The sequence below is a fragment of the Bifidobacterium kimbladii genome (assembly GCF_032193675.1).
Taxonomy (GTDB): domain Bacteria; phylum Actinomycetota; class Actinomycetes; order Actinomycetales; family Bifidobacteriaceae; genus Bombiscardovia; species Bombiscardovia kimbladii.
In genome coordinates this window covers 244,457-260,233 of sequence record NZ_JASTZZ010000002.1, presented here as the reverse complement: position 1 = coordinate 260,233, position 15,777 = coordinate 244,457, and the positions used below count along the sequence as shown (strand labels likewise).

The following is a 15,777-nucleotide window of genomic DNA, read 5'->3' as shown; positions in this document are numbered from 1 at the left end:
ATGCAGACTATGAGGTTTTTTGTCGTCGCTGTTGTTGTCTCCTACAACCGCTCCAAACTCCTTCAGGAGTGTCTGGATGGCATAAGTGGCCAGTCCCGCAAGCCAGATCGAGTCCTTGTCGTAGATAACGCAAGTGTGGATGGATCGGTGGATGTGGTCTTGTCGCACCCCCTGAAGCCTGACTTGATCCGTTTGCATCACAATATGGGCGGTGCAGGAGGATTCGTGGCTGGCATGGCAGCGGCCTTGGCGAAGATTCCTCCTCAGTGTGAAGCCTACCTGTGGCTGATGGATGACGATGTGGTGCCCCAGCTCAATGCCCTATCCGCTTTGCTGGATGCTGCCTCCGAGGCTCGAGCCGATAATGGCTCCTGGCCCGCCGTTTTGGGTTCTGAGGCTGTGTGGGTTGACGGCAGGGTGCATGGGATGAACAAGCCCCGTCGGCGTCTGCCGATCAGAAGAGGCAGACCGCAGTTGCAGGCCAGCGCCCATGCCTATCAGGTCCGCTCCTTGTCTTTTGTCTCCTGCTTGGTGAACGTCAAGGCCGTCCGAGCTACAAGAACCCTGCCACGTGCCGCCTTCTTCCTTTGGAATGACGACTTTGAATACACTTCCAGACTGCTGAAAACAGGCATAGGCTATTACGTTCCTGCCAGTCGGGTATGGCATAAAACCAAGGTTTTTGGCTCCAGCGATGCCGACCCGGGTTCTCGTTTCTTTTACGAGGTGCGTAACAAGATATGGATGTTCCGATTCAGCAGGGGCAATTTCACAACGATTGAATTTCTGGCGTTGCTACTCGCTACCGGCAGACGGTGGCTTCTTACCCTTGTCAGGGCGCATGATCGGCAACTGATCTTGCATTGCTTGTCTCGAGGATTAAAAGTCGGGTTGACTACACGCCCTAGCAGCAACCATGATCTGTTTGCCCAGGAACCCGAGGCTCAGGCACTGATCGACCGTGCCGATTAGGGACGGCAGGCGGTAATCCGGTAGAGCTTCGCCCGACCCTGGCTGTCGACCAATTGAAGGGCTTGCGGAACGGGTTGGAGGCCATTGAAGATCTGATGCTGGGGGTCGTTGGCAACGTATGGTCCACCCATATCCGCATACCAGTCAATGTGATGATCGGTCAGGATCCTGCATACCTGTGGGTCGGAGCCTATGTGCTCAAAGTTTGTGGCCAGGTAGGCATGATCCTGATCCCAGTTCATATTGAGATGAGCGTAGAAAGGTGTGGCGCCACCAACAGCCAGCATGTATCCGCTGCCGTTCCATGGATCGGACAGGACTTGCTCGCTGACCGATACATGGCGGCCCATTCTCTTCATCAGCAGGAATTCGTCAGTTGACAGCATCGGGGCATCGGCGTTGTTGGCTGCGAAGGCATATGTTGAGCCTAAAGTCTTCACCATGGAGTCCGACTGCGGATTCACGGCGCAAATCAGTACGGCTAGCGTGGCTGTCAACATCATAATTGGCATTGATATCATCTTCTCAGCCTGCGGCGTAAGCCTTTTTAAGGCCTCGATGCCATGCTCCAATGCCATACCCATGACGGGTATGGCTACTACAGGCCAAGCACAAAACAGGCGGCGTTGATCTTTGTACCACAAGGCTGTAAGGATCTTGGCCCAATCGGCATGGGTGCCCGCACAGGCGACGAAGACCAGACCCAGCAGCAGGAAGGAGGATACTAGGAGCATGTCCTTTCTGCTGTGGTGCAGACAGAGGACAATAAGAGCCAGGATCAGGGCCAGAGCCAGGGGCCAGTAGATCGGCAGCCGACGGTTGCCTGAATCGATGGGCTGACCCAGCAAAAAGCGCATCATGGCTGATGGCAGGTCTTCCGTAGGTTGTGCCGGTCCGCCGTTGAGATGATCTGATATTTTTCGTGCAGGACCACGCAGGTACAGATTGTGGAAGATCTTGAGGCCTATAGCCATCAGGACTAAGAAGCCTGCAGTCAATACACCGGCGGCTAGGTGGAAACGATGCTTATTGGTTTGGGCCAGTTGCCTTCCTGCCATGACCAGCCAAGACAAAACCACTGGCAGTACAAGAAGAGCACCGGTCATCATGACCCTGAAATGGCAGAAGGAGACGGCGACGACGCTGAGAAGAATCCAAGCAAAGCCGACTATGGATCGGCGACTTTCCCGCCACTCGTGTGTACACCAAGCCCAGGTAAGCGCAACGAAGACTGGCAGTATGACCTGACCAGCGAACATGGAATATAAGGTGCCCCAATCCAGCAAGAGGAAGGGGAAACCGGCGCAGCATGAGGCGAGTACCGGTGCGAGGAGATCGCTCCAGGTATGTCTGCCCAGCAGGGTTCTGGTCAGGAAAAGCATGGAGACCGGCCATATCAGAGCAGCAAAGACCAGCCAGGTGCAGGTGACAGCGCTGACTGCCGTCGCTGGGTTGTAGGCCAGCGCTCCCAGGGCAGCGAACTGCTGAAATGCGATTGGGTATATTTCCCTGATGGGCGGAAGAGCATGCAGGGATGAAGCCTGGCCGGTGAGCATAATTCGTGCCACTACGTTGTAGTGGAAGACCGAGTCGTAATTTTGAGTTACCTGGTCAGGCGAAGGCGCAGCGTGCATCAGTCTGATGCTGATGTTGCAAGCAGCCAGTGCTGTGCCGATGATTGCCGGAAGGAAGTGCCTCAATCGAGGTTTGGGTTTTCCGACATTAGTAGTCAGCGCCAAGGATTTTCGGTCGACTCCATCTGCATTACGAAAATGATTGAAAAGTTGACGCGTCAGAAGAATGATGACAATGAGTATCACTGCTGAAAGTCCGTAGGAGCACCAGTTCCAGGATATGCCGAGCGGCTGGAAGAGCACGCCATCAATGCCGGCCAGTGCGATGGAGGTCACAGGGCCAAGCGCCGCTAAGAAGATGGGTTTGCGGCTACCCAGTGCTGCCACCAACAGGCAGCCGGGCAGATACAGGGCTGCGATGATGAACAGTAGCAGTGGCCAGGATTGTTGCCAAATCATCAGGGTTGATTGCATGATTCACTTCTTTCGGCTGTCATTCACCGACTTCCCATGGAACCTGTTGAGCAGGGTGGTCATGATGGCATATAGACAGCTGCGTACTTGGTCGGGCAACAGACGGTAGCAGGCGCGGATGAGGATGTTTCTGACGAATTGTATGGGGCTGATGAAGCCATCATGCAGAAATTCGTTTTGCAAGCGCAGCTCGTCACGAAACATGCGCATGCCGCCTCTGCGGTGATACATAGACCTATCGGATCGATAGAGGACCAGAGGTTCCTCGATGTTGCCGATATGCTCGCCGACCACCAGCATGGTTTCCCAAAGACGGTAATCTTCAAAGCGCCCGGTGTTCTCCGGGTAACCGCCCACCTTGCATACGCTGGTCTTGCGAAAGGCCACACTGGGGTGGTGCAGCGGGGAATGCAGAGTGGCGTATGTCCGAAGTTCGGATCCTCCGCTTGGCAGATAGCGGATCCGGCCGGGAGTATATTCGTCATCCGAAAACTCTTGGATGGCGCTGCCCAGGGCATCTAAACCCGATGCGGCCAGCAGGGGGATGAGAATGCTGAATCTCGATGGGCGGGAGATGTCGTCGCTATCCGCCCTGGCCACTAGTTCGTGCTTGCAGGACTTCAACCCGAGATTCAGCGCGTGGGCGAGTCCTCTGTTGATCGGCAGACGCACGATCGTAAACTCGGGCATTTCCTCGGCCCTGTCGACCTGGAGCAACTGTCTCTTCAGCTCAGCCGGATACTGATCAACCAGTTGGTCCAGTTCTTTACCTAATGGACCGTCGCACACAATGACAACCTGATTGGGCATGAGGGTTTGTTCAATGGTGTCGGATTTCAATGCACGGGCAACGAAGGAGGGTGTGTCCCCGGCATAGACCGCCATCAGGAGGGAAAACGGAGTGCGACTCTGGTTCCTTGTGCTCATGGCAGTGCAGCCGCCTTTCTTCGTGGATTACTGCGTCGATTCTACATGTGACTGGCCAGCGCAGTCCTGACTGACCTGCCCTTCTCAAAAGGTTCAGCCCTGTCACACATTTGGTCATGGTTGTCGATGCGGACCTGGTCGTAGTCAAGACTTGCACTTCCAGCGACTCGAGGTTGTACCATCAGGCCGATTGAAGATCAAGGAAAGGTGGGACTGCTATGACAGTTGCAGATAAGACAGTGTTGATTACCGGAGCTTCGTCCGGTATCGGGGAGGCAACAGCGAGGCTGTTGGCACAGCGAGGTGCCAAGGTGGTGCTGGGCGCTCGCCGCAAGGATCGGCTGGATACAATCGTGAACGACATCGTTCAGGGTGGTGGCCAGGCGGCCTCTATGGCTCTGGATGTGACCGATCGGCAGGCCAATGAGGATTTTGTGGCTTTTGCCAAGAAGCAGTTTGGCGGAGTGGACGTGGTATTCCTCAACGCTGGACTCATGCCTAACTCGCCCTTGTCGGCCCTGCATGTGGACGAGTGGGACCGCACCATTGACGTCAACCTGAAAGGCGCATTGTATGGCATTGCTGCGGCCCTGCCGGAGTTCACTGGGCAGCGCCACGGGCAGTTCATCGCCACCTCTTCAGTTGCTGGGCTCAAAGCCTATACTGGCGGAGCGGTCTACGGGGCAACCAAGTGGGGCCTGCGTGATCTGATGGAGGTGCTCAGGATGGAGTCCGCCCAGGAGGGGACACATATCCGCACCTCTACCATTTACCCGGCGGCCATTAAGACTGAACTGCTGGGCACTATCACGGACAAGCAGACGCTGGCTGATATGAACAAGACCTACGACAGCTACCAGATTGATCCCGAACGGGTGGCCCAAGTGGTGGCCTTTGCCATTGATCAGCCTGAGGATACCAATGTATCGGAGTTCACCGTAGGCCCCACCATCCAGCCCTGGTGAATTCCTCTGCCTCTGCCTTCAGTTGCCGCTGGAGGAAAGCAGACGAATGCCGGCTTGGGCCATGGCCTTTCGAGCCTCAACGCCCTGATCCTCGCTGACCGGGACAGTCAGATCCTCGAAGACCGTGACCTGGTAGCCCAGCTTCGCGGCATCCAGGGCCGTTTCCTTGACGCAGTGGGATTCGGCGATGCCGACTACATCCACTTGGTTGACCCCAGCATGTGCCAGGGCGTCGGTCAAGGTGATGCCTGATGACTTGGCCGAGGCGAACTCTTCCCTGCTCTGGATCCGATCGGTGTTGTCTTCGATGCCTTCGAACCCGGAGTAGGCGGCTGAATACTGACCCTTTTTGAAGTGATGGGCGATGCCCAGCTGCCGAATCCTAGGATGCAGCTCCGCCCCGGGTGAGCCGGCTACCCCATGTTTGGGCCAGGTGTCCACGAAATCCGGGTGATCGGACCAGTGAGATCCAGGCTCGATGTGCCAATCCTGGGTGGTGGCCATGTAAGCGTAGTCCCCGGCATGGCTGTGGACGTAGTCGGCGATTTTGCCGGCTGTGGCGTTGCCGCCCTCGACTCCCAGCTCACCTCCTTCACAGAAGGTCGGCTGAACATCCACGACGATCAAAGCCTTGGACATGGTGATCACTCCCTTGGTCGATGCTGACGGTAGGCAGAGGGAATACCGGATGGAGCTCCTCGATCATTTCCTCGTGCGTATCAGTCTAATTCTCGCAGATGCGTCGGTCCTCCAGCTTGAATGCATGTGGACAAATATGGCGGCGAATCAGCATTTTGTGCACGAGATGATAAGGAGGTAGCAAGGGTGATCATACGTGGTTGCGTGAGGCGGATCCATACGGACTTTTTGGGTGTTTGCTTGGTAGCCTAAGTGCCAGGATTGTACGGAGTTATAGCTGATGCTTTTGGGGCCACCTCTTCCGTACGATGACGGAGCGGGCATCGTTCCAAGGGAGGAGATGCGGGTATGAGGACCAATGAGTTTGGTCAACCTATTGGGGATGCGATTTCGTTTGCCGGGGCCATGATGCCGGAGCCTGTCAACTTGACTGGCAGGACCGTTCTGGTAGTGCCCTTGGACGAAAACCAAGGTGATGCCTTCTATGAGCGGATTTTCAGTCCGGAATGCGACGAATCCATCATGACCTATAGCACCCACGATCTCTACCCCGATAGACCAGCATTCGACTCAGGCTTTGCATCCATGATTGCAAGCCGGGATCCTCTCTTCTTTGCCATTCTGCGTAAGCCCTCCACATCCGATCTTGGTATTGGACGGCTTGCGGGCGGGGAGGATACGGATTTACGGGAGCTGGTGAAGCTTGATCATTCGTCGGATCTGTTGGGCATGTATGCCTTGATGCGGATTCGGGCGGATATGGGAAGCGTCGAGATGGGCCATGTCATCTATACCAGGGAGTTGCAGAGAAGCAGACAGGCAACTGAAGCCCAGTATCTGATGGCTCGGCATGTCTTCGAGGACTTGGGCTATCGCCGATACGAGTGGAAGTGCGACAGCCTCAACGCGCCCTCCCGGGCGGCTGCGCTGAGGCTGGGATTCAAGGCTGAAGGCCGTTTCAGAAACGACATGGTCTACAAGGGCCGAACTCGGGATACGGATTGGTTTTCCATAACTGAGAGTGAATGGCCGGCCGTAAAAGAGCGGTTGGAGACCTGGCTGGATGATGACAATTTCGATCAGGATGGCAGGCAGAAGCGCCGCCTGCAGGACTGCTGAACTCTTGTTGATCTGAATGCAGCTGCTTATGGTTGCACTGCTGCATCCTTGATAAAGCCGAAATAGGCATTCATGGCTCGGGCTGTGGGAGTGTCATTGCGGCGCATCAGTGCAAGAGGAGCCCCTTCAAACAGCACCTTGCCGCCCGCGCTCCCGGCTCCTGGGCCCATGTCGATCACCCAGTCAGCCTGACCTATGAAGCGAAGGTTGTGTTCTATGGCGATGATAGTGAGTCCTTTGCTTGCGATGAGTTTGCGCAAGAGCGCAATCTGCTGCAGGATATTGGATTCGTGCAGGCCACTGGTGGGCTCATCCAAAATCAAGGTCTCACGAATTCCGTCTTTGAGCAGCTTGGCCAGTTTGAGGCGTTGCAACTCACCGCCTGAGAGCGTATCGAGAGCTTGCCCAATGGATAGGTAAGTCAGCCCGACGTCCTCCAGTGCCTTCATGGCTGGCCCCAGCACTTCACGATATTGGTGCATAGCTTCGCTGGCAGTCAGTTTCAGCGCCTGAGCAATGCTGAAACCGCGATATCTGGCAGACAGAGCCTGCGTTGAATACCTGGTTCCATGGCAGCTTTCGCAGACAGTGCTGGTATCACCCATGTAAGCAATATCCAGGGTGACGACTCCCTTGCCCTTGCAAACCGGACAGGCTCCAGCAGCGTTGAATGAAAAGAGCGAAAGGGATTCGCCTGTGGCCTTGGCGAAGGTCTTACGCAGCGGGTCGAAGACACCCAAGTAGGTCAACAGGTTGGAGCGTCCACTGGCCTTGATCGGCTTCTGATCCAGGAGTATGGCATCGTGCTGAGCCATGAAGCCTTCCCTGATCAGCGTGCTCTTACCTGAGCCGGCCACTCCGGTCACCACAGTCAGCATATGCCTGGGTATTTTGGCGCGGGCTTCTCTGACGTTATGGGCAGTGACCTTGTCTATTGCATAGAATCCTTGTGCAGGCGCTGCCGGTTCGTTTACTATGCCTGGATCTGACAGGGCTCTGCCCGTGGCTGTGCCGCTTTCCAACAGAGACTGGTGGTCTCCCTCGAAGATGATCTGTCCGCCTTCCGTGCCTGCTCCTGGCACCATGTCGACGATATGGCCAGCGATGGCGATGAGCTCGGGGTCATGGTCCACGATCACCACCGTATTGCCCTTGTTCCGCAAGCCCTTGAAGATTTTCTTGATCCCAGTCAGGTCATGGGGATGCAAGCCAACGCTCGGTTCGTCAAAGATGTAGAGAACATCATTCAAAGGGCTGTTCAGGCAGTTGGCGATTTTCAGACGCTGTCCCTCTCCTCCGGAAAGCGTAGAGGTGCCACGCCCCAAACTCAAGTAGCCCAGACCAACCGTTATCAGGTTGACTATCTTGCGCTTCAGGTCCTGCAGAATGGTGTCAGCCTGATCGTCATGAATTTTTCCCAGACAGTCCTGCAGGTCAGCCACGCTCATGGCAGAACAGTCAGCTATGTTCAGTCCGCCGATCTTGGCTGAGCGGACCTTGGCGTTGACCCTGGCCCCTTGGCAGTCAGGACACTGGGCGATTCGTGTAACCTGCTCGAGCTCATGCTGGTATTTGTCGGCGTTTTGGTTGATAAAGGTCTTGGTGATTCGGGGCACCAATCCCTCAAACATGGCCGTCTTGTGCCAGTTGGGACTAGGGTGTGCCGGTTTTTGCTTTTTGCCATAGAGCAGAAAGCTAAGGTCGCCGCTGGTCCACTCCCATAGGGGCAGGTTGTTGTCAAAATAGCCTGAATCTGTATACCTGGTCAGTCTCCAGCCGCCCGGCTGGAAGGTGGAAAAGTTGATGGCGCCCTGATTCAGTGAGAGATCCACGTTGAGCAGGCGATCAAGCACTAGGCTGCGTATAGTTCCCAGGCCCTGGCAGGTCGGGCACATTCCCGCAGGATTGTTGAAGGAGTATGTCATGGAGTACCCGATGAATGGCTGGGCCATGCGGGAGAATAGCAGGCGCAGGGCAGTGTAGATATCAGTGTAGGTGCCTACGGTTGAGCGAGCATTGCCCGAGAGCTGCTTTTGGGTTGCGACAATGGAGAAGGGCAGGTTGTCGATTCGGGCGACTTCCGCAGGCTCATACTTGGGCAGGAGCTGCTGAATGTAGGAGCTGTAGCTGCGATTGATCATGCGCTGTGATTCGGCTGCCAGCGTGGAAAACACAAGAGACGACTTTCCTGAACCCGACAGGCCGGTGACCACGGTGATGGCCCTCTTGGGTATGGCCAGCGAGACTTGCTTGAGGTTGTGCGTGGAGGCCTGATCAATAAGAATGCACTCGGTCCTCATCGGGCGACTCGCTCCTGGCGTAGCTTGTTGATAAGCCTGTTGGCAAGAGTAGCGAACTCTTCCTGTTCGTCTTTGGACCAGACCTGTCGGGCATCTTCCTCAAGGGTTTTATGCTGTTGATCGATGATGTCAAGCATGTCCCGGCCATCCTGGGTCAGATTGGTCTCCAGCTCTCGCCGGTCGTGGGCGTCAGGCACCTGCCTGATGTATCCGAGATCGCGCAGCGTGCTGAGGTTCTTGGAGACCTTGGATCGTCTCATGCCGAGCCGTTGGCCAATCTGTGAGGGCATGAACGCTCCCGTGCGCAGAACGGTGAGAATGTCGAACTGCTGCCAGGTGATATTTCCCGGGTTGACCCTGTTGCGCTCTGCTACGAATTCGCACTGCAGATACATGAGAGCATCGTAGAGGGAGGACGGATTATTTGATTTCATTATAGAAACTATATCATATCGGAAACTATCTATTGCCCGGATAGCTTGCCTTTCTCTGAATTTGTTCTTGTCTGACTGTATCGACTGATGAAGCCACGTCTCAGGAGGTTCAATATTGGCCTTGTGTTGTTGAAAGAGCTTCTTGCATGAGAGTAGGCGTGTGTCTGCCTGGTGGATCTCTTGATGCGGTTTAGCAATTTTCTCTGTTGGTCGCTCCAAGGTAAAGGAGGTCTATTGGACTAAAGGCTCGTGATTTGTTGACAGCGGCGGTGGGATGGAGTGTCAACTTATCATCCTATCAGTATTGCTTAGCCAATCGGCTATGCAGAACGACGATACTGAGGCCTAAATGCTAGGTAAACCAGCATGCCCACCGGTCGGAGAGGCTGAGCCAAGGCTCTTCTTTTGCTCGAGCCTCCAGTATTAAGAACGTTGATGAATAGGTTCTTGTATTTCCTCGATTTGACAGCTAGGCTTTCTTTGTCAAGAATGTAGCATGCTACATTTTGGAGAGGTGGTATCTTTTGGAGCTCTCGGAGAAGCGGCCGGAGGGACTGGTCAAAATAGCCAACACCCTGCTGGAGAAGCATATGAACGAGTGTGTGCGGAGCATCTTTCCCAATCTGACTGGTCCTCAGTTTGTCATGGTCTATTACCTGTATGAGCAGGAGGGCCTGGAGGTGACGCAGAAGACGGTTGCCGACAGGTTCCGTTTGAGTCATCCTACGGTTCGGGGGGTTGTCAAACGGCTGGTCAAGGCAGGATGGTTGACGGCAAAGCCGCAGGCTGATGACCGACGTCAAATGGTTCTTGAGCTCACCGGGCAGGCGCGCAAGGAGCTGAACGCCCACCAGGTGGAGATCCGGCATGCATTGGAGGCCACGGGCAAACTTGCCCTGTCTGGGCTCGATGAGCAGGAGAGCAGACGGCTGGTCGGCTACCTGGAACGGATCATTAGAAACATGGAATCCTGATCTGCTTCTAGTTGGATCATGCAGGCTTCGGACTGAGTCGGTGAAAGACGGGGAGGATGCGGTATGAATAAGGATGGCGGCAGGGAGGAAGGCAGCCAGGGCGGGGCTGAGGGAAATCGCACTGCCATGATGGGCACGCTTTTAGCAGGGGCTTTCCTGGCCTTGATGGCGGAGACTTTCCTTAACAATGCTCTGCCCACCATCATGTCGGAGTTCCGTGTGCCCCAATCCACTGCTCAATGGCTGAGCACCTCCTATCTGCTGGTCGTGGGGCTGATGATACCTGTATCGGCTTGGGTGTTTTCCAACTTCCGGTCCAAGCACACCTTCATGGCCATGATGGCTATTTTTTTGACTGGCTCCCTGGTCTGTATCTTCTCCGAAGGGCATTTCCCGCTGCTGTTGGTGGGCAGAATCATCCAGGCTGTGGCCGCTGGATCGCTGATGCCTTTCATTCAGAATGTGGTACTGCTGCTTTTCCCGCCTGACAGGCGCGGTGTGGCCCTTGGCGTGGTGGGCCTGGTGGTGGCCTTGGGTCCTACGGTTGGCCCTACGCTCTCAGGGCTTGTTTTGGAGCACTGGTCCTGGAGGGCCTTGTTTGTGCTGCTTGCTGCCTTGAGCGCCGCGATCCTGGTGGCGTCGTTTTTCCTGGTCTACACGGTCAACCACCAGGTGAGAACCCGGCTGGACGTGTCTTCCGTGGTATATTCCTGCCTGGGTTTCGGGCTCATTCTGTACGCCCTGTCCGCCATAGGGGACGCGGGTGGTGCGTCAGTGCTTGACTTGGGATTGCTGCTTGCTGGCGTGCTGGTAGTAATCCTGTTCTGCCGGCGCCAGCTGCGTCTGGAGTCGCCACTGGTGAATTTGCGTGTTTTCACGAACGCTACTTTCAACCTGACCAGTCTGCTCAGCACCTTGAGCAACATTGCCATGGTAGGGGTGGAGCTGGTGCTTCCCCTGTACCTCCAGAATACGCGCGGGTCAAGCGCGCTCACCTCTGGTCTGGTCATGCTGCCGGGAGCCATTGTCATGGGCATATTCAACCCTCTCTCTGGTCTGATCTATCAAAGAATCGGAGCGAGGAAGATTTCCCTTTTGGGGTACACGGTGCTGCTGGCCGGAACCTTGCCGATGATATGGTTTGGCACCACTACCAGTCTTATTGTGATCGCTTCCTCTTATGCTCTGCGCCTGGCAGGAGTGGCACTGGTCATGATGACCACTTTCACCGAGGGCATCAACGCACTGCCCGCAGAACTCACAGCCCACGGCAACGCTGCTGCTTCGACTGTCCGCCAGGTGGGAGGCTCGCTGGGTACAGCTGCAGCCATGATGATCGTCACCATCGGCGCTCAGCACGGCAGTCTCAGCGGAGCCACTCCAGCCCAAGCTCTCGACCAGGGCTACCAGTGGGCCTTCATCTTCCTTATGCTCGTAGCCCTAATCGGCCTGTGTGCCTCACTTTTCCTTAAGCGGCATAAAACTGAGAATGAGTAAGAAAGATATCTTTTCGCTTTCAAAGCAGGGGCCATTGCTGACAGCGATTGGCTCATAATGCCAACGAGCAGGGATACATACATCGGTCATAATTTGATACTTAAAACTCTTGGAAACGCCAACTGCATAATTGCCTAATGCGAACAGGATTCTGGATCGGCGAAGAGAACCTTTGTTGCCGGAGAATACAAGAATTAAGAGATTCATTGCAGATCCCCAGACACGTATACATAAGAGACGACGAAAATAAGGGAATTAACTTATCCATCGTCTTTTGTAGCATTTGGCAGCCCTTTTCGGACCCAGACTGCTTCTCGGGCACAGACCAGCAACATCCTGAATAACTCAAGCCCGAAGAGATACCAGAATCCGTCAAGCAGGGAAATGCTGAGGACGTAGAAAACGACTATTGTGCAGGGCAAGGCCAGGAATTCGACAAGGAAGAGAAAAGCGTTATCCAATACGGGGCGAAGGAAGCCCTCGGTAATCGAATCAGTTATGCTCTTGCAGGCGATATATCCCAAAAAGGGCAGAACGATTACATGCACCTGCGACCACACCCTTGTGCTGATGCCTGGTTGCATCAAAGGTATGACGCTTATATAGATGTACGAAATGCAAACTGATAAGACGCCGATCACCACATTTGCAGATCGCATAACTTGCAGTCTACTGTGGACGTACTCAGGGCTTAGCCCAGAAGAGGCACCTATCAGCCGGGCCACCAGAACTGCCAGTGATTTTGTATATGCCTCAGTGGGAATAAGGATGATGTACACGGCATTGTTCAATAACGCATATGCAGTATACGCGGCAATATCGAGTCTGCCGAAGCTCGAAGAGATGATGATGGTGGATATGTTCCACAGCAATACTGAAAGGCCAAGCGGCACGCACTGCTTCGTATAGGATTGCCACGAGTATTCATAGGCATGTCCCCTGGCGGAGGCCAATCCACGCATCTTACGAAAGAGCGTGAAAAGCAACATCACGACTCTTGCCACTTTTGATAGCAGCATTCCCGAGATGATGGCAAAAATGCCGAGATGCATATAGAAAAGGAAGAAGACCGAAGCTGACAGTTTAATCGCGAATTCGCAGATGTAGATAGATAATACTTTCCTCTGCTCTCTCATATTCTGAAGGGCATATTCTGCGACCGTGCCCAAGGTGCTTAAGGCAAATGCGACAGTGGCCCACCTGACATAGATGGTCATCATGTCTGCGGCATCCGGATTATGAATCATTGCAAAAGAAACGGTTTGTGATGTTATGAAGAGTCCCGAACCCACGATCAAAACAAGAGCACCGGTAAAGGCGAAACATCTCGATATAGCAGTGCGTATCTCTGATCTTCGGCCTGCTCCTTCAAGTCTGCCGACTATAGTCCCGCAGACGTAGGCTGGACATGTTATCAGGGCTTCATACAACCAGATGACTTGAGAGCCTGCCGAGACTGCTGACACCTCGTGCTCGCCGACAAAGCCGAGCAGGAAGGAGTCGCAATAGAACATGACGTTAAAAAGAATGCTCTGAAATAATAGGGGGACTCCAATGGCCGCATTGCGTAGGCATGTTTTGATGGTGTCGCTCATGCGTCAAGTCCCCGCTCTGCCCCGGTCTCGAACCTCACGGGGAAGCGACAGGTGGTTCGCTTGAGTAAGCCCACCTGTTGCAAAGATGCACGGGTGCCAACTTGTAACTGGTGACGGGCCTGAGTGTATCCTCGCCTGCATTTGCAGTAAGTCTTCAAAGATATGGCCCTGAACTTTCTTTGTCTCGCCCATGCTCGCAGCGTCTGGTCGCCTCCGGACATCACTGTCTTGCGAGGCACTTAGGTGATGAGGCCTCTTCTGGCAACAAGACCGCCTAGCTTACTATATTAAACGAACGGATAAGATCAAACAAAGTGGAAGATCAAGAGGATCGACAGCGCAAAGAATGGCAATGTCGATATTGTGCGTACAAAAAGAGTCCTGGGCCACTGTCCAAGACTCCTCTGGCGGAGGATACGAGATTCGAACTCGTGAGGGCGTGAACCCAACACGCTTTCCAAGCGTGCGCCATAGACCACTAGGCGAATCCTCCAAGGCTGCAATGAACGGGGTCGTAGCCTACGTGACCCTTATCAAGGCAACTAGGAAATAGTAACACAGGGCGGGGATTGCAGGCCAGTTCAGACGTGTCGCCGGCAGTTCCCGCCCTGTTGCTGTATTACTTGATCTGATCCATGGAAAGGCCAAGAGCCTCAGCCACGCGCTGGCCGTAATCCGGGTCGGCCTGGTAGAACTGCCTGGTCTCGAGAACCTGGATCTCCTGGTCATCGACAGAGCCCAGAGTGTTCTTGATGGTCTGGATCAGGCGGTCCTTCTCTTCCGGGCTCATCAGCCTGTAGAGACGGCCGGCTGCAGAGTAATAGTCCTTGTCGTAGGGACGGGAGTACTCGGTTTGCCCTTGGACAGCATCGCCATGCATCCGGGCATCGTTGTCCTCTACGGGGCCGCCCTTGCTGTTGGGCTCGTAGTTGACCGATCCATCCTGGCCTTGGGACATGAACCCATCGCGCTCGTAGTTGTGGACCTCGTTGACCGGGCGGTTGATGGGCAGCTGTTCGTAGTTGGCACCCAGACGGTAACGCTCGGCGTCCTTGTATCCGAATAGCCGGCCCTGCAGGAGCTTGTCGGGCGACGGCTCGATGCCGGGGACGAAGTTGGCGGGGGAGAAGGCCGCCTCTTCTACATCATCGAAATAGTTGGTCGGGTTGGTGTCCAGCACGAACTCGCCTATCTCAATGCGCGGATAGTCCTTCTTGGAGACCACCTTGGTCACGTCGAAGATATCGTCCTTGTAGTCCAGGCCCTCCTGGTAGGGCAGGATCTGCACGCAGACCTTCCACTTGGGGTAGTCGCCCCGGTCGATGGCATCGTAAAGATCGTGCAGGAGGAAGTCCGTGTCCTCGGAGGCAACCTTGGCGGCGGTCTCATCGGTCATGTTCTTCACGCCCTGCTCGCTCAGGAAGTGGTACTTGACCCAGAACTGCTCGCCCTTCGCATTGACCCACTTGAAGGTGTGGCTTCCATAGCCGTTCATGTTCCGGTAGCTGGCAGGGTTGCCCCTGTCGCCCATCAGATAGGTGACCTGGTGGACAGACTCGGGGGAGTGCGACCAGAAGTCCCACTGCATCTCCTGGCTGCGCAGGTGGGTGGCCGGGTCGCGCTTCTGCGAGTGGATGAAGTCGGGGAACTTCAGGGGGTCGTTGACGAAGAATATGGGCGTGTTGTTGCCCACCACGTCGTAGTTGCCCTCCTGCGTGTAGAAGCGCAGGGCGAAACCGCGCACGTCACGCAGGGTGTCGGGATAGCCGGATTCGCCGGCCACCTGGGAGAAGCGCAGCAGAATGGGCGTGGTCTTGCCGGCTCCGTTGAATACGTCGGCCTTGGTGTAGGCGCTCATGTCCTTGGTCAAGGTGAAGGTTCCCTTGGCCCCAGCCCCCTTGGCGTGGACTACGCGCTCTGGTATGCGCTCGCGGTTGAAGTGGGCCAGCTTTTCGAGGAGCTGGTAGTCCTGCATGAGGATGGGCCCGCGGGTGCCCGCCGTCTGGCTATGGTTGTTGTCTGCCCAGGGCTGCCCTTCGTTGGTAGTAAGTTTGTCGTTCATGTCTGCTCGATTCCTCTGACCTCTATGAGTTTTGCGATTGACAGTCCCAAGCTGGCCAGGTCTGCGACCCAGCTCCTGGTTGACCACTCGATCGCTGATGACAGGACTCTTGATAAAATCCTGCTATTCTCCACCGTATCTGACTGGGGATGGAGTTGGTGGATATGCGCGCTGAGCGAGAGTCAGATATGTCACTAATCGAGCAAGATGCTCATGACGACAAAGAGTGATGTGTCTGGTGCGGG

The 15,777-nt window shown here is 55.1% G+C and carries 12 protein-coding genes and 1 tRNA gene; 5 read left to right on the top strand and 8 right to left on the bottom strand.

Features of this window, described 5'->3' with window-relative positions:
- Positions 1-9: 9 nt before the first annotated feature.
- Complete coding sequence (locus QRX41_RS04410; RefSeq protein ID WP_313838963.1) at positions 10-972, top strand: glycosyltransferase; 963 nt, start codon at positions 10-12, stop codon at positions 970-972.
- On the opposite strand, the gene QRX41_RS04405 is transcribed toward QRX41_RS04410, so the two are convergent.
- Together QRX41_RS04405 and QRX41_RS04400 are read right to left on the bottom strand one after the other, a co-directional pair.
- Positions 969-3,005 (bottom strand): DUF6541 family protein, encoded by a 2,037-nt coding sequence (locus QRX41_RS04405; RefSeq protein WP_313838961.1) that lies wholly within the window; start codon positions 3,003-3,005, stop codon positions 969-971. The genes QRX41_RS04410 and QRX41_RS04405 overlap by 4 nt on opposite strands.
- A gap of 18 nt (positions 3,006-3,023) precedes the next feature.
- Positions 3,024-3,905, bottom strand: a complete 882-nt coding sequence (locus tag QRX41_RS04400) for a glycosyltransferase (protein ID WP_313838959.1) — start codon at positions 3,903-3,905, stop codon at positions 3,024-3,026.
- A gap of 260 nt (positions 3,906-4,165) precedes the next feature.
- Here QRX41_RS04400 and QRX41_RS04395 point away from each other — a divergent pair, with 260 nt between their 5' ends.
- Positions 4,166-4,912, top strand: coding sequence for an SDR family oxidoreductase (locus QRX41_RS04395; protein WP_313838957.1), 747 nt, complete (start codon positions 4,166-4,168; stop codon positions 4,910-4,912).
- 18 nt (positions 4,913-4,930) lie between these two features.
- On the opposite strand, the gene QRX41_RS04390 is transcribed toward QRX41_RS04395, so the two are convergent.
- Positions 4,931-5,551 carry an isochorismatase family protein gene (locus tag QRX41_RS04390; RefSeq protein ID WP_313838956.1) on the bottom strand — a complete coding sequence of 207 codons (621 nt, stop codon included), beginning with the start codon at positions 5,549-5,551 and terminating at the stop codon, positions 4,931-4,933.
- 348 nt (positions 5,552-5,899) lie between these two features.
- On the opposite strand from QRX41_RS04390, the gene QRX41_RS04385 reads away from it, so the two are divergent.
- Positions 5,900-6,670 (top strand): GNAT family N-acetyltransferase, encoded by a 771-nt coding sequence (locus QRX41_RS04385; RefSeq protein ID WP_313838954.1) that lies wholly within the window; start codon positions 5,900-5,902, stop codon positions 6,668-6,670.
- 26 nt (positions 6,671-6,696) lie between these two features.
- Here QRX41_RS04385 and QRX41_RS04380 read toward each other — a convergent pair whose 3' ends face one another.
- Positions 6,697-8,970, bottom strand: a complete 2,274-nt coding sequence (locus tag QRX41_RS04380; protein ID WP_313838952.1) for an ATP-binding cassette domain-containing protein — start codon at positions 8,968-8,970, stop codon at positions 6,697-6,699.
- Positions 8,967-9,404, bottom strand: coding sequence for a MarR family winged helix-turn-helix transcriptional regulator (locus tag QRX41_RS04375; protein ID WP_313838951.1), 438 nt, complete (start codon positions 9,402-9,404; stop codon positions 8,967-8,969). The genes QRX41_RS04380 and QRX41_RS04375 overlap by 4 nt, the downstream gene beginning before the upstream one ends.
- Positions 9,405-9,928: 524 nt before the next feature.
- On the opposite strand from QRX41_RS04375, the gene QRX41_RS04370 reads away from it, so the two are divergent.
- Together QRX41_RS04370 and QRX41_RS04365 are read left to right on the top strand one after the other, a co-directional pair.
- Complete coding sequence (locus tag QRX41_RS04370) at positions 9,929-10,378, top strand: MarR family winged helix-turn-helix transcriptional regulator (protein WP_313838950.1); 450 nt, start codon at positions 9,929-9,931, stop codon at positions 10,376-10,378.
- A gap of 63 nt (positions 10,379-10,441) precedes the next feature.
- A complete protein-coding gene (locus QRX41_RS04365) occupies positions 10,442-11,875 on the top strand; it encodes an MDR family MFS transporter (protein WP_313838949.1) in 1,434 nt (477 codons plus the stop codon).
- A gap of 260 nt (positions 11,876-12,135) precedes the next feature.
- On the opposite strand, the gene QRX41_RS04360 is transcribed toward QRX41_RS04365, so the two are convergent.
- The 3 genes from QRX41_RS04360 to QRX41_RS04350 all read right to left on the bottom strand — a co-directional run bounded on the left by QRX41_RS04360 (position 12,136) and on the right by QRX41_RS04350 (position 15,532).
- Complete coding sequence (locus tag QRX41_RS04360; protein ID WP_313838947.1) at positions 12,136-13,470, bottom strand: MATE family efflux transporter; 1,335 nt, start codon at positions 13,468-13,470, stop codon at positions 12,136-12,138.
- Positions 13,471-13,875: 405 nt separating this feature from the next.
- Positions 13,876-13,963: transfer RNA gene (locus QRX41_RS04355), tRNA-Ser, on the bottom strand.
- A 126-nt stretch (positions 13,964-14,089) separates the two neighbouring features.
- Complete coding sequence (locus tag QRX41_RS04350) at positions 14,090-15,532, bottom strand: catalase (protein WP_024627759.1); 1,443 nt, start codon at positions 15,530-15,532, stop codon at positions 14,090-14,092.
- Positions 15,533-15,777: the final 245 nt, after the last annotated feature.